This window comes from Providencia heimbachae ATCC 35613 (assembly GCF_001655055.1).
Lineage (GTDB): Bacteria > Pseudomonadota > Gammaproteobacteria > Enterobacterales > Enterobacteriaceae > Providencia > Providencia heimbachae.
The window spans coordinates 91,269-110,432 of sequence record NZ_LXEW01000035.1 but is presented as its reverse complement, the minus strand read 5'-3'; the positions used below and the strand labels follow the sequence as shown (position 1 = coordinate 110,432).

Annotated in this window: 14 protein-coding genes and 1 tRNA gene; 3 read left to right on the top strand and 12 right to left on the bottom strand. The window is 40.9% G+C overall.

All coding sequences use genetic code 11. The features are described 5' to 3' along the window. Positions 1 to 3 precede the first annotated feature (3 nt). The 11 genes from M998_RS12210 to glyQ form a co-directional block, all read right to left on the bottom strand. Positions 4 to 1,518 carry an insulinase family protein gene (locus M998_RS12210; protein WP_068909091.1) on the bottom strand — a complete coding sequence of 505 codons (1,515 nt, stop codon included), beginning with the start codon at positions 1,516 to 1,518 and terminating at the stop codon, positions 4 to 6. Between the two features lie 216 nt (positions 1,519 to 1,734). After that, positions 1,735 to 2,439 (bottom strand): HAMP domain-containing protein, encoded by a 705-nt coding sequence (locus M998_RS12205; protein ID WP_068909089.1) that lies wholly within the window; start codon positions 2,437 to 2,439, stop codon positions 1,735 to 1,737. A gap of 199 nt (positions 2,440 to 2,638) precedes the next feature. Then, positions 2,639 to 3,643 carry a dipeptide ABC transporter ATP-binding subunit DppF gene (gene dppF, locus M998_RS12200; RefSeq protein WP_068438522.1) on the bottom strand — a complete coding sequence of 335 codons (1,005 nt, stop codon included), beginning with the start codon at positions 3,641 to 3,643 and terminating at the stop codon, positions 2,639 to 2,641. Beyond that, on the bottom strand, positions 3,640 to 4,620 hold the full coding sequence (gene dppD, locus M998_RS12195; RefSeq protein WP_068438524.1) for a dipeptide ABC transporter ATP-binding protein: 981 nt from the start codon (positions 4,618 to 4,620) through the stop codon (positions 3,640 to 3,642). Before dppD ends, dppF begins: the two co-directional genes overlap by 4 nt. A gap of 12 nt (positions 4,621 to 4,632) precedes the next feature. Further along, the gene (dppC, locus tag M998_RS12190; protein ID WP_068438528.1) at positions 4,633 to 5,535 is read right to left on the bottom strand and encodes a dipeptide ABC transporter permease DppC; all 903 of its coding nucleotides are present in this window, start codon (positions 5,533 to 5,535) and stop codon (positions 4,633 to 4,635) included. 11 nt (positions 5,536 to 5,546) lie between these two features. Continuing rightward, the gene (gene dppB / locus M998_RS12185; RefSeq protein ID WP_068438530.1) at positions 5,547 to 6,566 is read right to left on the bottom strand and encodes a dipeptide ABC transporter permease DppB; all 1,020 of its coding nucleotides are present in this window, start codon (positions 6,564 to 6,566) and stop codon (positions 5,547 to 5,549) included. A 173-nt stretch (positions 6,567 to 6,739) separates the two neighbouring features. Further along, complete coding sequence (dppA, locus tag M998_RS12180) at positions 6,740 to 8,347, bottom strand: dipeptide ABC transporter periplasmic-binding protein DppA (RefSeq protein WP_068439026.1); 1,608 nt, start codon at positions 8,345 to 8,347, stop codon at positions 6,740 to 6,742. Positions 8,348 to 9,079: 732 nt separating this feature from the next. After that, entirely contained in the window at positions 9,080 to 10,696 is a 1,617-nt protein-coding gene (locus M998_RS12175) for a ShlB/FhaC/HecB family hemolysin secretion/activation protein (RefSeq protein WP_068909088.1), read from the bottom strand. Positions 10,697 to 10,913: 217 nt separating this feature from the next. Continuing rightward, a tRNA-Pro gene (locus M998_RS12170) sits at positions 10,914 to 10,990 on the bottom strand. 196 nt (positions 10,991 to 11,186) lie between these two features. Next, on the bottom strand, positions 11,187 to 13,259 hold the full coding sequence (gene glyS / locus M998_RS12165) for a glycine--tRNA ligase subunit beta (RefSeq protein WP_068909086.1): 2,073 nt from the start codon (positions 13,257 to 13,259) through the stop codon (positions 11,187 to 11,189). A gap of 9 nt (positions 13,260 to 13,268) precedes the next feature. Next, positions 13,269 to 14,177: a glycine--tRNA ligase subunit alpha gene (gene glyQ, locus M998_RS12160; protein WP_068438542.1), complete on the bottom strand. Its 909-nt coding sequence runs from the start codon at positions 14,175 to 14,177 to the stop codon at positions 13,269 to 13,271. Between the two features lie 203 nt (positions 14,178 to 14,380). On the opposite strand from glyQ, the gene M998_RS12155 reads away from it, so the two are divergent. Next, positions 14,381 to 14,944: a DNA-3-methyladenine glycosylase I gene (locus tag M998_RS12155; RefSeq protein WP_068438545.1), complete on the top strand. Its 564-nt coding sequence runs from the start codon at positions 14,381 to 14,383 to the stop codon at positions 14,942 to 14,944. A 205-nt stretch (positions 14,945 to 15,149) separates the two neighbouring features. After that, the gene (locus M998_RS12150) at positions 15,150 to 16,412 is read left to right on the top strand and encodes a valine--pyruvate transaminase (RefSeq protein ID WP_068438547.1); all 1,263 of its coding nucleotides are present in this window, start codon (positions 15,150 to 15,152) and stop codon (positions 16,410 to 16,412) included. Between the two features lie 330 nt (positions 16,413 to 16,742). Here M998_RS12150 and M998_RS12145 read toward each other — a convergent pair whose 3' ends face one another. Beyond that, positions 16,743 to 18,401, bottom strand: coding sequence for a putative transporter (locus M998_RS12145; RefSeq protein WP_068909084.1), 1,659 nt, complete (start codon positions 18,399 to 18,401; stop codon positions 16,743 to 16,745). A gap of 353 nt (positions 18,402 to 18,754) precedes the next feature. Between M998_RS12145 and M998_RS12140 the strand changes: the two genes are divergently transcribed. Continuing rightward, positions 18,755 to 19,096: a YceK/YidQ family lipoprotein gene (locus M998_RS12140; protein WP_068909082.1), complete on the top strand. Its 342-nt coding sequence runs from the start codon at positions 18,755 to 18,757 to the stop codon at positions 19,094 to 19,096. Positions 19,097 to 19,164: the final 68 nt, after the last annotated feature.

Below are 19,164 nucleotides of genomic sequence, written 5' to 3'. Positions count from 1 at the left end.
GTATCATTTGGCGTCTGGCGCACTCAGTTTAATTGAAGTATCTTGTTCTTTCGTCAAAACACCTGTTTCAGCAGGTAGTGCTGCCTGTGATTGTGGCCACAATGCTTTGCTAAATTTCTGACGAATTTGCTCGGCATCCATTGTTTGCTTTTCTTTCGGCTGAGCTAAAACAAAAGCGGCCTCTTGAGAAAGTAAACGTCTCACGTCCATATTCACTTGTTCAAGGTTTTGCGATGCCAAGAATGTTTGTCTTAGGCGTTGATATTGCTCTGGCGCGATATCAACAACACCATTTTGCTGCGATATCAAACGCTGACTAATCAATACATCTGTACTGGTACGCGCATATGCAGCGAACAGTTGTGAAAGCTGGATCTGCTTTTCTTTGAGCATGTCATCAAACAACTCAGGTGCAATACCATTTTGGTTAATTGTCACTAGCTCATTCATCACAACATCAGTTACCGCTGCCATTTTTTCAGGTGAAGCTGAAACAGTTAGAGTACAACTGGCTTTCTGATACTGCACTCGACAATCTAAGCCGGTCATCACTTCGTCTTGGCTAAATTTTTGGTTAAATGCCTTTTGCAAAGAACGGTAGACTGCTTCACGGGCGAGATCGCTTCCCCAATAACGCAATAACACATTAGAGTCGTTAATCGGCAGCCAATCAATATCCCAAATTAAAGACAGTGTGTCTTTGGTTTGTTGATCTTGCAAAATATCAATCGACTGAGGTTTTACTGCAGACAATACCGCCACAGACACAGGCTCTGAACGCTTACCTTCTAATGAAGAAAAAGTCTGAGAAATACTGTCTGATAACATCCGTGAATCAACATGACCTGCCACATATAGCGTCATGACATCCGGCGTATACCATTTTTGATAAAAAGACTGGACGTTCTCTAGGGAAATATCGTCATTTGGTTTTTGTCCGGGGTCATAACCCATCATGGCAGAGCCTTTCAAACGAGCACGCCAGACAGGGTCGCTTGCATCAAGAGGTAATGTTGCCACTGGAAGATTTTGAATAGTCAGCCCGTTATGTAATGCAGTTTCTGTATACGTCGCACCTGCAACAGAGGTTGCAAGCCAAGTTAGCGCTTGTTTGACTAACTCTGGTTTATTGTTAGGTAAACTTAAACTGTAAAGCGTGTAATCGTAAGAAACCACAGCGGGGGGAATTGGCATATCAGGATCGGTTGCCTGACGCCAAAAATCTTGTAAAACCGCAGCAGGAAATGCATCTGTTTGATGATACAACGCCATTTTAGGGATCAAATAACTGTAGCCCTTTTCACTCGCTTTTTCTGATAGTGAGCCAGTTTTGATTGCTAATCTGAGTTGAACGCGGTCATTCGGGCGCTGTGGTGTTTGTAATAATTGCCAGCTAAAGCCATTTTCTAGCTTTCCTTGCTGCCATGCTGGATCAGGTTGTAATGGTTCAGCACTGGCAAAGCCAGCCACTGACAATACAACAACACTGATGATATACCGAACTTTCAAGCCCTGCATGTAAACCCCTATGTGTTTTATATCTTTGTATTTAACCACAAATCACAGCTGACAAATTCACAAAAAACGTAAATTTATTGGGTTAAACGATATAGTCTGGCTTTATCAAATACCATTAAAATCAAATATACTCTTGATAATTTGAAGTTCTAATTAGAACACTCACTCATGCTATTGAGTATATAACGATATTAGACCACAAAGCTTAATACATGTTCATGGCTTAGTCTGAATTTTGTTTTTTATTTGACGATTATAGCCTTTTGCTAAGAGCCCTAACTCATCATCTTGATGATAATCGGATACTGTGAGGCTTTTTACATCATGATTTGTTTGTAATTCAATGGCAATTTTGCGCAGTGGCCTAATAATCATACGACTAACACACCATGTCATTGCGATGGTGATTATCAAGACTAACAATAAATAAGTTGTTGTCATGATTGCCAATGTATTCAGAGCAAATCGATAAACACGATTTGAGTCTACCTGTAAAGTTAAATACCCTTGTGGCTTGGCTAAAGGCGCTACATTGCCATATGCATACAATGGCACCGTCATCTCAACAGGAATATCAACAAATTTTACTGCCCATTCAGGGATAGGCCGCGGTGTTGCAAAGCTTAAATTCATCACGGTGGCATTATCGACCGTGATTATTGCTTTGCCCATAATTCCCGATGTTTTCAAGCTAATAAGTAACTTTTTAACTTCATTTAAGTCAGAGCTTAATAATGAGTCGGTTAATGGCTTTTGGATTTGCACCACTGCATTGCTTAGTTGATCCAAGTAATCTTGTTTACGTTGATCAAGTAAATAACTGAATTGAATCGCTAAAAAAAGTGCGAGAAAAAGCAGCGTAATCGCAAAGAATACGATCATACTTTTTAACGTTAGTGAGCGTTGGACTCGCGTGTTCATTTGGCCACAACCTTCCTAATCAAGCATCTTTTTAAAGAAAATGGAATACGGCAGTCAGTATACTTGATTTTATCGATAAAAGAGCGATTTAAAAAGAAAGATTGTATATTTAAGATAAGACGCGAATTAATAACTAGCAAATGCCAAAACAGAGCGGATAAACGGCAGAAACATCGAAATTTCTGCCGTTTTAGTTTGATTAACTCACTATTACTGTTTGTTTTTCGTCTTCATCAACAGCAAAACAAGCAATTAACTGCCCATCATACTCTTTCAATTCTGGTTGAAATTGCGTGCACTGACCAAAGGCTCTACGGCAACGAGCCGCAAATGCACACCCTGGTGGTGGGTTTAACGGACTCGGCAATTCTCCAGTAAGTTTGATCCTTTCTCGCCGAGAATCAGGGTTAAGTCTTGGCGTCGCCGATAAAAGTGCCTGTGTATAAGGATGCAGCGGGTTATTAAAAATCTGCTCTTTTGTCCCTTTTTCTACGCAACGGCCTAAATACATCACCATCACATCATCGGCAATATGCTCGACCACCGATAAATCATGGGAAATAAACACATATGAAAGCCCTAAATCTTGCTGTAAATCCATCATTAAATTAAGAACTTGGGCACGCACAGAAACATCCAATGCCGAAACTGGCTCATCGGCCACAACGATATCCGGGTCAAGCATCAAGCCTCGCGCAATCGCAATACGTTGACGCTGCCCCCCTGAAAACATGTGTGGATAACGACTATAGTGCTCCGTTTTTAATCCAACTTTTGCCATCATCGACAAAACACGTTCTTTACGCTCTGCTTTTGAAAGCGTCGTGTTAATCACTAAAGGTTCTTCAAGTATCTGCCCAACTTTTTTCCGTGGATTCAATGACCCATAGGGGTTTTGAAATACGATTTGAATTTTCTGACGACGTAGTTTTTCCGCTGACTTATCTTTGACTAACAAGTTTTGCTCTTGGTAATAAAGCTCACCTTCTGATGGCACTTCAATCATAGTCAAAAGACGACCTAATGTTGATTTACCACAACCAGACTCACCCACGACCGCTAACGTTTTACCTTTTTCCAATTCAAACGAAACGCCATCCAAAGCTTTTAGCGTTTTTTCACTCGAAAATAGCCCACCGCTAACAGAATAGTATTTTTTTAAATCCACCGCTTTGAGTAACGGCGCATGTTGTTTTTCACTCATAGTGTTGGCCTCCCCATATCATCTAACGGCATATGACATTTCACCTGACGATCGCCAATTGTTTGTAGTATTGGTTCTTCTTGTCGGCAACGGTCCGTCGCATACGGGCAGCGAGGGTTTAACAAACAGCCTAATGGCCTGTCATATTTACCGGGAACAACGCCGGGAAGTGAAGCCAATCGTGATTTGTTAGTCGCAAACTCAGGTAAGGCTCGTAAAAGTGCCTGCGTATAAGGATGGCGGGGATATTTAAATATATCCGTCGCTTTGGCTGATTCAACCACTTGCCCTGCATACATCACAATAATGTGATGGGCAGCTTCAGCAACCAAGGCAAGGTCATGAGTGATCAAAACTAATGCCATATTTTCTTGCTGCTGTAATTCAAGTAATAGCTCAATAATTTGAGCTTGAATAGTTACATCGAGCGCCGTTGTTGGCTCATCTGCTATCAATAATTTAGGACGACAAGCAATCGCCATCGCAATCATGACACGCTGGCTCATCCCTCCCGATAATTGATGTGGATAAACATCAAGGCGCGATTGTGGATCGGGGATCCCAACCATATCGAGTAAATCTATAGTACGCTGTTTTCGCGTACTTTTATTACCACCTTGATGAACTTTCAGCGCTTCCATGATCTGATAACCTACCGTAAAACACGGATTTAAACTGGTCATTGGGTCTTGGAATATCATTGCAACATCAGCGCCAACAATTTGCCTGCGCTCTTTTTCAGGGATAGAAAGTAAATCGCGACCATCAAACTTAAGTGATTCTGCCATCACTTTTCCAGGGTAATCAATCAGTCCCATGATAGCCAACGAACTCACTGATTTCCCTGAACCTGATTCACCGACAATACCAACGACCTGCCCTTTTTCAACTGAATAGCTGATGCGGTCAACGGCACGAAACGGTGTACCTTCGTCGCCGAAGTGTACCGAAAGTTGATTTACATTTAACAATGCCATTAGATTACCTCATCACTGCTTGAGTTTTGGATCAAATGCATCGCGTAACCCATCACCCATCAGGTTAAACGCTAATACAGTGAATAAAATTGCCAATCCTGGGAAAGTCACAACCCACCAAGCGCTCTGTGCAAATTGCAACACGTCAGAGAGCATGGTTCCCCACTCAGGAGTCGGTGGCTGTGCGCCCATACCAAGAAAACCCAAAGCAGCCATATCCAAAATGGCATTTGAAAAGCCTAATGAAGCCTGAACAATTAAAGGGGCAAGGCAGTTAGGGAGAATGTTAACGAACATTTGGCGCGCCGCACCTGCCCCTGCCACGCGTGATGCAGTGACGTAATCACGATTGACTTCCACAAGGACAGCGGCTCGCGTCAATCGAATGTAGTGAGGCAATGCCACAAATGTCAGTGCAATGGAAGCATTGACAATGGATGGGCCAAAGATAGCGACTAAAACTAATGCCAACAATAAGCTTGGTAATGCCAACATGATATCAACAACACGCATAATCAGCGCATCAACAACACCACCGAAATAACCCGCAATCACCCCAAGCGTTACGCCCATAATCAAAGAAAGTACAACTACGAGGCAACCCACTAATAATGATAAGCGAGCGCCATACATTAAGCGTGAAAGTAGATCACGCCCAATATCATCCGTTCCAAGAATAAATTGCCAGCTACCACCATCTTGCCAAACTGGCGGAACTAATAAAAACTCACGAAATTGCTCATCCGGTGCATGGGGCGCTAATATTCCCGCAAAAATAGCAATTAATACCATCAGGATGATATAAATCATCCCTACGACGGCACCTTTATTCCGTTTAAAATAGTGCCAAAATTCATGTAACGGTGTCATCGGCTGTGGGGCGCTGACAACAGTTGGCTCAGTAGATTGAGACATTTTAGCGCTCCTTATTTTTTATGACGAATGCGTGGATTGATGATGCCATAGAGGATATCGACCACTAAATTAACTAAAATGATTAGCGTCGCAACTAATAGAACGCCCCCTTGTACTACAGGGTAGTCACGGCGTTGTAATCCTTCTATCAACCAGCGCCCAAGCCCCGGCCATGAGAAAATAGTTTCCGTCAAAATAGCGCCCGCCAGCATCACGCCAACCTGTAACCCGATAACCGTCACAACAGGCAATAACGCATTACGCAATGCGTGAATTAAAATAACCCGAGCACGACTAACGCCTTTGGCTCTTGCCGTGCGGATATAGTCTTCACCCAAGACTTCAAGCATGGCTGAGCGCGTCATACGCACAATGACGGCTAAAGGTATAGTACCGAGTACAATCGACGGCAATATCAAATGCTCAACCGCATCTTTGAAATCACCAGCTTCACCCCAAATGAGGGTATCTATCAACATAAAGCCCGTTAGTGGATAGGAATCATCGAGGAAAACGGTATCACTCACCCTTCCCGACACAGGCGTAAGATCTAGCTGTACCGATACCAACATGATGAGCATAATACCCCACCAGAAAATTGGCATTGAATAACCGGTTAATGAGATACCAACCGCCGTGTGGTCAAAGATAGAGCCACGTTTTACCGCAGCCAGAACACCGACTGGAATTCCCACAGCAATGGCAAAAATCATTGCACAAGTTGCAAGTTCTACGGTGGCTAAAAAGCGGGGTAAGAATTCTTCCCACACCCCAATACGACTTTTCAGTGAGATACCTAAATCACCGTGGAATATTCCATTAATATAGTGGAGATATTGCTGCCAAAGCGGCTGATCTAGTCCTAACTCAGCCATTAAGTATGCGTGCCTTTCAGGCGAGAGCCCTCTTTCACCCGCCATAATCATGACCGGATCGCCCGGGATCATATGAACAAAAGCAAAAGTGAGTAATGTAATACCGATGAATGTGGGGATCACGAGCCCCAATCGTCGGAGGATAAATTGCAACATATCCTGAATCTCTTTAATAATGCCGTTGACGGCTCTTAGTCCGTTTGGCTACTCAGAAATAAAATTTCCGGGTGCTCACAAACAACTTAACTTCTCTGTTTCTTCTAAATGCTAGAGGAGAAAACGCCCTCCGCTGTAAAAGACAACGAAGGGCATCCACAGATTAGAAATGATTACTTCTCGATGTCTACATTTTCAAAGTGATGTTTACCCAGTGGATCAACCACATAGCCTTTCACTTCTTTACGTACAGGTTCAAACACCGTTGAGTGTGCGATGATTAATGCAGGCGCCTGCTCATTCATCACCACTTGGGCTTGCTTGTACAGTTCGACGCGTTTGTCATGATCTGCGGTCATACGTGCAGGCTGAATTAAGTTTTCAAAACTTTCATTACACCATTTCGAATAGTTAGAGCCTTGTCTTTTCGCCGCACAACTGAACAAGGTTGCAAAGAAATTATCTGGATCACCATTATCCCCCGTCCAACCCATCATGACGGTTTGAGGTTCGCCATCTTTAGCGCGTTTAAGGTATTCACCCCACTCGTAGCTAACCACTTTCGATTTAACGCCAATCTTCGACCAATCGGCTTGGATCATTTCCGCCATTCGACGCGCATTTGGGTTATATGGGCGCTGTACTGGCATTGCCCATAAATCAATCTCAAAACCTTCAGGGAAACCCGCTTCTGCCAATAACGCTTTTGCTTTTTCAGGATTATATTCGTAATCCTTAACTGCATCGTTATAACCCCACATTGTTGGTGGAATTAAATTTTTCGCTTTTTGACCCGCTCCCTGATAAACCGCATCAATAATGGCATCTTTATTGACAGCCATAGATAGAGCTTGACGAACTTTTTGGTTATCTAGTGGTTTTTTCTCAACGTTATAAGAGAGATAACCGACGTTCAGACCTGGTTGCTCCATCAATGTAATATCTTTATCTTGACGCATACGCTCTAAGTCTGCCGGATTTGGATATGGCATGACTTGGCATTCATTTTTTTGCAGTTTTGCGTAACGGACTGATGCATCCGGCGTGATAGAGAAGACTAAGCGGTCAAGTTTAGGCTTTGTACCCCAATAATCTTTATTGGCTTTGTACAAAATACGGGAGTCTTTTTGGTATTGCTGTAATTCAAAAGGACCGGTTCCGATTGGGTTAAGGTCAACTTTTTGAGGAGTTCCCGCTTTAAGCATTTGGTCAGCATATTCAGCTGAAAGAATAGACGCAAAGTCCATTGCCATATCAGCTAAGAATGGGGATTCAGGACGCGTCAGTGTAATTTTGACGGTGTTATCATCGACTTTTTCAACTTTATCAATGATTTTATCCATATCCATTCCCATGAAATATTCATAGCTACCACCTGAAACTTTATGGTATGGGTGGTTTGGATCTTTTTGGCGCATAAAGGTATAAATTATATCGTCTGCATTGAGGTCACGACTTGGTTTGAACTCTTTATTCGAGTGCCATTTAACCCCTTTACGTAAATGGAAAGTATACACTTTTCCATCTTCACTCACGTCCCAGCTTTCGGCTAAGCCAGGTTCAATTTCGGTTGTACCTAATTTAAATTCAACTAAGCGGTTATACAGCGGGATTGAGCTTGCATCATAGGTTGTTCCTGAGGTAAATAATTGAGGATTAAATCCTTCTGGAGAACCTTCTGAACAATAAACTAATGTTTTGGCTTGTACTGACGCAGAAACCGCCAACGCAGCAAGTGTTAAACCAACGGTTAATAGACCTGTCTTTTTAATAGAGCGCATCATCTATATGCTCCTGTGGTGTTCATGTTGTTTTTGCTTGATGACTACATTCATTCATCACATGAGTGACAGATGTAGTATCTGTATTTTTTGTTATTCATTGTGCAATTAATCAACTGTCGTCCACTTCGTCAATAGCATCACTCACTGGCACACTACAATTTTCGTAACATATTAGAAACAATTACCCCCATAACTTAGATTTATATATCAATGTTTAGACCAAAAAGCAGGCGTTATAACCATATAATTAGTAATGACTAGCGTTTTGTATTGTGGTTATTTATTTTTATATTTGTGATTAAGTGCTGAATTACTGAACGAAAATAGTGTTTTACCCGAACACAGGCAAGATAAAATTCTGAAGGATGGCTATATGGAAACTATTTTATGATGTTATTGTTTCGTTTATTTTTTATTCATATAGTGATAACCATTTCCCTCGAAACGGATCAAAATTTAACTAGTTGATAACTTCAGAAATAATGGAAAATCTATTGATTTCTATTGCTACCGATAAACGCTGTAGATGACCTTTTTATAAAAATCACTTTTTTTTGCACCACACGAAAAAAAATTGGCAATATGTACCCAAAATAATTTAATTTATGTGTAGGTACAGTGTGAAGATAGCCGATGAGCATAAATAAACGCTATAATTCGGATAGCTGAGCGGAGCCCCTATATTCATAACGACACCCGAGCAACTTGAAGCATGATGGGTATAACTCTTTAATAATCAAAACGTAAGCTAATGCCAGAACTTAGCTGGCTAGGCTGACTGCTCGTGGCATACCAAAGCGGGGTTTCCATAAAAAAATGATATGCCAGCGCCCCTAAATTACCTCGAACACCTATCCTTGTTCCAACCAGACTGTTTTCTTTCCAAAATGTTGCTCTATCGTTTGAGGTAGCCCCTAGATCTAGAGATGAATAAAGCTGTATCTCTTTCCATGGAGTGAACCAGCCAACTTCATTTTTTAGCGTTATGCTGTTGTCACCCATATTAAAATCACTACTCCCATTAACAAAACCACTAAGGCCTAACTTCCCATTAAACGCACTTTGCTCCAGTAAGTTATCCAGCTTTGAGCGACTTAATTGGATATCGAGTTGATGTTGATGATACATCGGTTGATTACTCCACAAAAAAGCGCGTTGAGCATCTATAGATAGCTGATATATTTGAGAGATATCTAACCCAGTGATCTGCCTTGTATTGGTGCCAAACCAGTCGATTCCTCGTTGGTAGTTTAATGATAATGCCAAACTACCTTGAGAATAATCACGTTGGTAAGTTAGCCCTACTAAAAAATAATTGGCTAGCCTTCGTTGGGTCATTAGCCGTCTATCCGATAAAAAAGTGTCAACAACTTGAGTTTGAGTTCCAACATTCAGATACGTCAGTGAGTTTTGCATTCGATACAACATATATTGAGCTTGGAGCAATAGTACCTTGCTACGTTGCTGTATCAATAAATCAATATCATAGATGGGTTTAACCTCTTGGCTTTCTTGATAGCCCGCGTAGGTAGAAAATAGCCAATACTGATAAGGTAATGAGTAAAAAAACGCGGCAGATTTTAATTTTTTATTCGGTTCGATACCAAGGTCACTTTTCATATCGACATAGAGAAGATCATTTAATAAGAATGGATTCGCTGATAACAATGTGTGGGAGACAATATGAGTAGGCTGACCACTTGAAGCTTGTGATTCTAATGATAGTAAACCTTTAACTGCCCTTTTCACCTTGCGTTCAACTACAAGCTGAATGTTATTTTCACCACCATCGTCGTCTCTAATTAAAGATATTTGATAAGGAATTAATGATGTATTTTGTAAATTAAATAACCCTTGCTCTACCTGACGTAGGTTAAAGGCTTGCCCTGCTATCTGAGGGAAAGCATTAGATAGCGAAATATGATCGCTAGAACCATCCTCATATCGGATATTTGATAACTCTCCGGCTAGTAGCCTCGCCTTTAAGATGCCAAATAAAAAATTTTGCTTTGGATAAAACAAATAAGAAGTTATATAGCCTTCTTGAGCCAAATCTGAGTTTACTCGCTCAGCGTAGCCTATCAATATACTGTCACTGACACATTGACCTTCAATTAGCTGTTTCCATTCCCTAACAAGCTTTGGCTTTATGCGATTAAATTGTTCGACGCCTTCAATATTAGCTTGATTGACGATAACGCAGGGAAATGAATTAGATTGAGCAGATAAATGACTGGGATTGAACGGAAATGAAAGCTTATCAGTGTCACCATATGCGACTAACCTGAATGGCTCGAAAAATAACATAAGAAGAAATATCAACGGTACACCGTATTTTGCTTTCATTAACGCATCCTTGTAATGAAAAATCCTTTCATTCGCACTGAAATAAATTTCAAAGCAAAAATTATATAATTCAATGAGCGATATTGGAGTGATGACCGTTATATCACCAGATGATAGCTATTCTATGCAAGGAAACTTAATCTGAAAAAGAGAGAGGAAAAAATGACTGGGAAGCTTAAACGAGAAAACCCACCTCAATGAGGTGGGTTTTGGAATTTGGTCGGCGAGAGAGGATTCGAACCTCCGACCCACTGGTCCCAAACCAGTTGCGCTACCAAGCTGCGCTACTCGCCGAAAACGGTGTGAATAATACTGCCGAGATGCAGGCTCGTCAACCCATTTTTGGTTAATTCAGTTCGTATGCTGATAAAACCATCAAAATGGTAAGGTTTATTCGCCAACCCGACTTTTTAGGCAAAAAATAAGCGCTAAAATACGTTTAGCGCTTATTCAAATAAACTCTCTTTTGTCTTAAAAAAGAGTCAAATAGTTAATTATTCAGTAGCGAGATATCAGCAACTTTTAAGAATAACTCACGGAGTTGGCTTAACAAAGTTAAACGATTCACTCGTACTGCTTGGTCTTCATCCATTACCATCACATTCGCGAAGAACTCATCAACAACTTCACGTAAAGATGCAAGTTCAACTAAAGCTTCTTGGTAATTTCTTTCTGCAAACATGGGTGCCAATTTGTCTTGCAGCACAACAACGTGAGTTGCTAGCTTCACTTCTTCTGGCATTTTGAGTACGGATGCTAAGACGCTGTCTGCTAGTCTTTCATCTGACTTGCTAAGAATATTAGATACACGTTTATTTGCCGCTGCAAGCGCCTGTGCTTCTTCTAAAGAGCGGAAATGCGTCACAGCCTTAACACGAGCGTCAAAGTCAGCAGGTTGAGTTGGGCGACGAGCAAGGACAGCTTGGATGGTATCAATGCTATAACCCAGCTCTTGATACCAAGAACGGAAGCGACCTAGCATAAACTCGACCACATCATTGACGACATTTTCATTCGTCAGCTTATCGCCATACAAACGAGCTGCTTCTTGTGTCATTTCAACAAGATCAAGCTGATAGCCTTTTTCAACGATAATACGTAAAACACCAAGTGCCGCACGACGCAACGCAAATGGGTCTTTATCCCCTTTAGGGTGCTGACCAATACCGAAAATACCCGCAAGGGTATCCATTTTTTCAGCTAACGCTAGCGCCGCAGAAACATCGGTAGAAGGCAATTCATCGCCAGCAAAGCGCGGTTGATACTGTTCTTTCAGTGCTAATGCAACATCTTCAGATTCACCGTCATGGCGTGCATAATGCATGCCCATAACACCTTGGGTGTCAGTAAATTCAAACACCATATTGGTCATTAAGTCACATTTTGCTAATAAGCCAGCACGCGTAGCATGATTGACATCCGCTCCGATTTTGCTAGCAATCCAACCCGAAAGTGCTTCTAAACGATTAGTTTTATCGCGCAGTGTGCCCAATTGTTTTTGAAATAACACGGTTTCAAGACGGGGTAAATTATCTTCCAAACGCTGCTTGCGGTCAGTTTTAAAGAAAAACTCAGCATCTGCTAAGCGAGGACGAACAACTTTTTCATTACCCGAAATAATTTGTTGAGGATCAGATGATTCAATATTCGTCACAAAGATAAAGTTTGGCATCAAATTGCCAGCATTATCATAAACCGGAAAATATTTTTGGTCGCCTTTCATCGTATAAACCAGTGCTTCTGAAGGAACTTCTAAGAATTTCTCTTCAAATTTAGCGGTTAATACAACTGGCCATTCAACCAATGACGCCACTTCTTCAAGTAAGCTATTCGTTAAATCAGCTATACCACCAAGCGCTTGGGCTGCTTTTTCAGCGCCAGCCTTAATAATAGCTTTACGCTCTTCATAATCCGCAACAACCTTGCCGCGTTCACGTAAGGTAGTTGGATACTGGTCTGCAGTATCGATAGTAAACTCAGCTTCACCCATAAAACGGTGACCACGAATGGTACGTCCACTCTTAATGCCAAGGATCTCACCTTCGATGACATCACTGCCAAGCAGTAAGGTTACGGTATGAACTGGACGAACAAATTGTGTTTCGTTATTGCCCCAGCGCATCAATTTTGGAATTGGTAGCTTAGAAAGTGAACGGCTAACCATATCAATCAATAGCTCGCTGACTGCTTGCCCTTTCATTTGGGCACGATAAAGCAACCATTCACCTTTATCGGTTGTTAAGCGTTCGGCTTGAGCAACGGTAATACCACAACCACGTGCCCAGCCTTCTGCCGCTTTAGTTGGTTGACCATCAGCACCAAAAGCAGCAGAAATTGCGGGACCACGTTTCTCGACCTCGCGATCTGGCTGAGAAGTCGCTAAGTTGGCAATTTTTAACGCTAAACGGCGCGGAGCGGCATACCAAGTTACTTCACCGTGGGCAATATTTGCACCATCGAGTTCTGCGGTAAAGCTTGCCGCAAATGATTCAGCTAATGAACGAAGAGCCTTCGGCGGTAACTCTTCGGTGCCGATTTCCACAAGGAAAGTCTGTTGAGTCATGACAGCCTCTTAGTTCTTATGACACATAGGGAATCCAAGCGCTTCGCGAGAAGCATAATAAGCTTCTGCAACCCCTTTCGTAAGGGTTCGAATACGTAAAATATAGCGCTGGCGTTCAGTTACTGAGATTGCCTTACGAGCATCCAGTAAATTAAAGGTATGAGCCGCTTTCAATATGCGTTCGTAGGCCGGGAGAGGCAAAGGTGACTCCAAGGACAACAGATATTGCGCTTCTTTCTCATACTCATCAAAGCAGGTGAATAGAAAGTCCACATTAGCATATTCGAAGTTATAGGTAGATTGCTCAACTTCATTTTGATGATAAATATCACCATAGGTGGTTTTGCCAAGTGGCCCATCACACCAAACGAGGTCATATACGCTATCTACGCCTTGGATATACATCGCCAAGCGCTCTAGGCCATAAGTGATCTCGCCAGTAACGGGTTTACATTCAAGGCCACCAACTTGTTGGAAGTAAGTAAATTGAGTCACTTCCATTCCGTTTAGCCAAACTTCCCATCCAAGTCCCCAAGCCCCTAGGGTTGGGTTTTCCCAGTTATCCTCAACAAAGCGAATATCGTGAATTGTTGGGTCAACGCCCAGCTCTTTTAATGAGCCAAGATACAGTTCTTGAATGTTGTCAGGAGACGGTTTGATGATCACCTGAAACTGATAATAATGTTGCAGACGGTTTGGGTTTTCACCATAACGACCATCGGTAGGTCGACGAGATGGCTGAACATAGGCTGCAGCTATAGGCTCAGGGCCTAATGCGCGTAAACACGTCATTGGGTGGGAGGTTCCTGCGCCGACTTCCATGTCCAATGGTTGAACAATGGTACAGCCTTGGCGCGCCCAGTAGTCCTGTAATGTCAGGATAAGACCTTGGAAGGTTTTGGTATCAAACTTTTGCATGTTAGATCCGCACGCGATACGTAAAATTTAAAGAAAGTACGCCAGTATACCCTTTGACCGCCAGATATACAGCACCCAATCCGCCTGTATTTATTCTAAAAATAAAAAAAAATTCTTTCATCTCTTTTAAACTGTTTATTTATACAGTATAAATATTATCTCTTTGTAGGAAAACATATTGTGATAAGAAAAAGGCTGAAAAAATGGATACATCACCAATTCGTTGTTCTTGGGTTAATCAAGATCCTGAATATATTGCTTATCATGATAATGAGTGGGGAAAACCAACTAAAGATAACCATCGACTCTTTGAGATGATCTGCTTAGAAGGGCAACAAGCTGGACTCTCTTGGTATACCATATTAAAAAAACGTCAAGGTTACCGTGACCTATTCTATCGTTTTGATCCTCAACACATTGCTACAATGAATGATGCCGATATTGAACGCCTTATGCTAGATGCCCGTATTGTCAGACATAAAGCCAAAATTAAGGCCATTATTGCGAATGCTCAGGCATACCTTGAAATGGCAGAAAAAGGTGAAGACTTTTCGACATTTATATGGGGCTTTGTTAATCATCAACCTATTGTTAACCATTGGAAACAATCATCTCAAGTTCCAGCAGAGACTGAACTATCTAAAGATTTATCGAAAGCACTCAAAAAACGTGGCTTTAAGTTTGTCGGCTCAATCACTTGTTATGCATTTATGCAGGCAACTGGCATGATTAATGACCATTTAGTTGATTGTTATCGATTTAAATAAATCAGTGTTTATCGGTGAAAGTAAACATATAATCAGATAAACAAACTATCAAATAATTAACAATTAAACTAAAACACCAAATAAATAACAATTAACCTTATTTTAATTCTATAAAGATTCACAAATGAGCTATTGAACTCTAGAGATGAGCAGAGTATGTTTAAAATTCTATTAACAACCCAATAAACATATGTGAATAAATGCGATGATATTTTCTAAATTTGGTAATAAATTCGCTCAAAATTCAGGGATTTCATTGTTGATGAAAGACTTGAATGAGGGCATACGAACACCTGGATCTATTATGCTCGGAGGTGGCAACCCTGCTCACATCCCAGAAATGGATAAATACTTCCAAGACCTTTTAACTGAAATGTGCGCTAATGGCCAGTTGACAGATACCTTATGTAACTATGATGGTCCTCAAGGTAAAGATGCCATGTTGAAAGCGCTAGCGGCAACTCTAAACGCAAAACTAGGTTGGAATATCAGTGCGAAAAACATCGCACTCGCCAATGGTAGCCAGAGTGCGTTTTTCTATCTATTTAACTTGCTTGCTGGTCGTTTTGAAGATGGTATCACGCGTAAAGTTCTCTTTCCTCTCGCCCCTGAATACGTAGGCTATGCAGATTCTGGGCTAGATGATGACCTTTTTGTTGCTAATAAACCTCAGATTGAGTTTTTACCTGACGGGCAATTTAAATACCGTGTTGATTTTAATACATTAGAAGTAACCGATGACATTGGTGTCATCTGCGTTTCTCGACCAACTAACCCTACAGGTAATGTGATCACAGACGAGGAAGTTGAACACCTCGATCAATTAGCGAAACAACATAATATTCCACTACTGATTGATAACGCCTATGGCGTACCGTTCCCTGGCATCATCTTTAGTGATGCAACCCCATTCTGGAACGAAAATGTCATTCTATGCATGAGTCTATCCAAACTTGGGTTACCTGGCACTCGCTGCGGTATCATCATTGCAAATGAAGAAATCATTGAAGCCGTTAGTAATATGAATGGCATCATTAGCCTTGCACCAGGTGGAATTGGTCCTGCATTAGCCCTTGAAATGCTTAAAAAAGATGATTTATTTGCGCTATCTAAAAATGTCATTGGACCTTTTTATAAACAGCGTGTTGAAGAGGCAATTCAAATTATTCGGCGCTATATACCTGAAGAAAAATGCCTTATTCATAAACCTGAAGGGGCAATTTTTTTATGGTTGTGGTTTCAAAACTTGCCAATCAGTTGTTTAGAGCTTTATCAGAGATTAAAAAAACGGGGTGTATTAATGGTTCCGGGACACTACTTTTTCCCTGGTATAGAAGAGGACTGGCCACATGCACACCAATGCATGCGTATGAATTATGTTCCAGAGCCTGAAAAAATTGAGCAGGGAATAAAAATACTTGCTGAAGAATTAGAGAAAGCATATCAAGAAGTCACAGCAATCCGCTAATTGACGAATTTTTTATTCGTAAGCAAAAAAAAAAGCCCTTTCATATGGAAGGGCTAAAAATTAGCGAGAACTCCGTAATTGAAATCAAATGTTTCTTTCAATACGAATATCATTCACAACCATTAAACCACCTTTTCCGCATGCTCATTGCTTGAACAACCGTACTTTTTACCTCTATATGTACGAATACTTTCCATTCACTCACAAGATAAATGTATTGCCAAACTCGAATATCAAATTGAAATTATTATACTTTAATTACAATAAATGGAATGTAAGGCGGCTAATACAATAAGCTCCCTACTTTTAGTAAAGAGCTTATTACTTTGATTAAATGGTCCAAAATAATATGGCAAGTAATTGAGGTGAGATTATCCGTAAGAACATCGCTAAAGGATAAACAGTTGCATAAGATAAAGCTGGCGCACCGCTTGATGGGTGAATATTATTAGCAAATGCAAGCGCTGGAGGATCCGTCATTGAACCCGCTAATACGCCACACAAGCTGAGATAATTCATCTTACCGAAAACCCGTGCAACAATAGCGGTAATGAATAATGGAACAAATGTAATTAGCAAGCCATAGCCAATCCAAGTTAACCCATCCCCTTTTATTAGCGTATCAATAAAGCCACCACCCGAGTTTAACCCAACAACGGCGAGGAACATCACAATTCCCAGCTCTCTAAGTGCAAGGTTAGCACTCGGAGGCATAAACCAATATAGCCGCCCTATAGTACCGATACGACCTAAAATTAAAGCCACAACCAGTGGGCCACCCGCAAGCCCCAGTTTTAATGCCGCAGGAAAACCTGGCACAAATACAGGGATCGAACCCAATACAACACCTAAACCAATACCAATAAAAACAGGTAACATTTGGACTTGTTGTAATTTTTGTTTCGCGTTCCCTAACAGCGCAGTAACTGCATCAATTGACTCAGGTCGCCCAACGATATTCAGAATATCCCCGAATTGTAGAACAGAATTATTGTTCGCAACCAGATCAATACCGGTACGGTTCAGACGAGTGACAACCACGTCATATTTTTGTTTAAGGTTTAATTCTTTAAGCCTTTTACTTAGCACTGCATCGTTAGTTACCACAACACGAACTGAATGCAATACTGAACTCGACGTAGATAAAGAGGCATCTACTTCTTCACCGAGTATCAACCGAACCTTATTTAAATCTTCTTTTTGACCAACGACATGAAGTAAATCACCTAACCGAATTTCAGTGGTCGGCTGAGGTACAACGAGCATCTCACCACGCTTTAATCTTGAACAAACAATTGCGTCACTGCCGAGTAGAGGAATATCTTGCATCATTAACCCATCAAGATTTCCATTGCGGATAGCAATATTCATGGTTTGCAACGTTTCCCGTTGCTGAAAATTGGAACTATTAAATGTGGCAGCTTCTTTATCTACTGCAATTCTAAAAATAATGCGGACTAGCCACATGACAAGTAAAATACCACAAATCCCCATCGGGTAAGCCATTGCATAGCCCATTCCCATTTGGCCAATAAGATTGGGGTCTGAACCGAGATCAGTGAGAATTTGTTGTCCTGCACCTAACGATGGCGTATTGGTAATTGCACCCGAAAAAATACCTAAAATAATAGGCAGTGGAATATCTGCAACTTTATAAATAATCGCAGTAACCGCAGCGCCGAGCACAACAATCATCAGAGCAAAACCATTAAGTTTTAGGCCTGATACGCGCAACGAGGAGAAAAAACCTGGACCAACTTGTATACCTATCGTGTAAACAAACAGGATCAAGCCAAATTCTTGGATAAAGTGCAGCATATCTTTATTAAGCTGCAAACCGTAACTTTGCGCAAAATGGCCAATGATTATGCCGCCAAAAAGCACCCCTCCGATCCCTAATCCAACATTACGGATTTTCCAATTACCAATCCATAAACCTAGTGCGGCAGCCAACGCCAACAAACTCACAGTAAGAGCTAATTCACTCATAAACCGCTATCCTTTTGACGACAAGTTACCAACAAAACGAAACTTAATAGACGATAAAACATACTACTGAATCGATTATGCCAAATAGAAATTGAGTAATATGTGCAATAGGCCACAGATCACAACTAATTAATTTTGCTATGACTATCTACTTTCAGACTGATAACAAATAAAGAGATAATTAGCCTCTATTCATTAACTTTGTTCACATCTAGCTGAACTTTTATAAAAAAGGAATAATTATTTATATTGTCTACTTAAATAATAGTACAACACTGCGATTGTGAATTTTTTGTTTTTCATTATGATGAAGCACTGCTTGGAATAACACTCAGAGTACAGGTTAAATTAATATGCCGAGTTTGATTTTTGTAAGGTTATTTGCATTTATAACACCATTAATGTTAAGTGGGTGCTCTAGTATTATGACCCATGCGGGCCCGTCAGAAGGGTACTACCCAGGTTCTAAAAATAGCATTACAATGATAAAAAATGAAGATACTGGCTGGGTTGTAAGGCCTTTATTAGCAATTGATTTGCCTTTCTCTATTATTATGGACACATTACTTATTCCCCTTGATTATGCAAAGTCGGGTGATGATTCGAAATTAGATTCCCCTAAGAAACGCATTGAAGATCTTGAGGAAAAAGATAAAAACAATCATCAAACATCTGCGAATAACTTAAAAAAATAATTTTCACATCTTTCCCTCCCAAACCTAACTTGAGTAAAATTATTGTATATTAGTAGATCGTGTAAATA

Excerpts from the sequence above, each read along its gene's own strand:
- M998_RS12210 (WP_068909091.1), bottom strand. The coding sequence starts at position 1,518 with ATGCAGGGCTTGAAAGTTCGGTATATCATCAGTGTTGTTGTATTGTCA.
- M998_RS12205 (WP_068909089.1), bottom strand. The coding sequence starts at position 2,439 with ATGAACACGCGAGTCCAACGCTCACTAACGTTAAAAAGTATGATCGTA.
- dppF (WP_068438522.1), bottom strand. The coding sequence starts at position 3,643 with ATGAGTGAAAAACAACATGCGCCGTTACTCAAAGCGGTGGATTTAAAA.
- dppD (WP_068438524.1), bottom strand. The coding sequence starts at position 4,620 with ATGGCATTGTTAAATGTAAATCAACTTTCGGTACACTTCGGCGACGAA.
- dppC (WP_068438528.1), bottom strand. The coding sequence starts at position 5,535 with ATGTCTCAATCTACTGAGCCAACTGTTGTCAGCGCCCCACAGCCGATG.
- dppB (WP_068438530.1), bottom strand. The coding sequence starts at position 6,566 with ATGTTGCAATTTATCCTCCGACGATTGGGGCTCGTGATCCCCACATTC.
- dppA (WP_068439026.1), bottom strand. The coding sequence starts at position 8,347 with ATGCGCTCTATTAAAAAGACAGGTCTATTAACCGTTGGTTTAACACTT.
- M998_RS12175 (WP_068909088.1), bottom strand. The coding sequence starts at position 10,696 with ATGAAAGCAAAATACGGTGTACCGTTGATATTTCTTCTTATGTTATTT.
- glyS (WP_068909086.1), bottom strand. The coding sequence starts at position 13,259 with ATGACTCAACAGACTTTCCTTGTGGAAATCGGCACCGAAGAGTTACCG.
- glyQ (WP_068438542.1), bottom strand. The coding sequence starts at position 14,177 with ATGCAAAAGTTTGATACCAAAACCTTCCAAGGTCTTATCCTGACATTA.
- M998_RS12155 (WP_068438545.1), top strand. The coding sequence starts at position 14,381 with ATGGATACATCACCAATTCGTTGTTCTTGGGTTAATCAAGATCCTGAA.
- M998_RS12150 (WP_068438547.1), top strand. The coding sequence starts at position 15,150 with ATGATATTTTCTAAATTTGGTAATAAATTCGCTCAAAATTCAGGGATT.
- M998_RS12145 (WP_068909084.1), bottom strand. The coding sequence starts at position 18,401 with ATGAGTGAATTAGCTCTTACTGTGAGTTTGTTGGCGTTGGCTGCCGCA.
- M998_RS12140 (WP_068909082.1), top strand. The coding sequence starts at position 18,755 with ATGCCGAGTTTGATTTTTGTAAGGTTATTTGCATTTATAACACCATTA.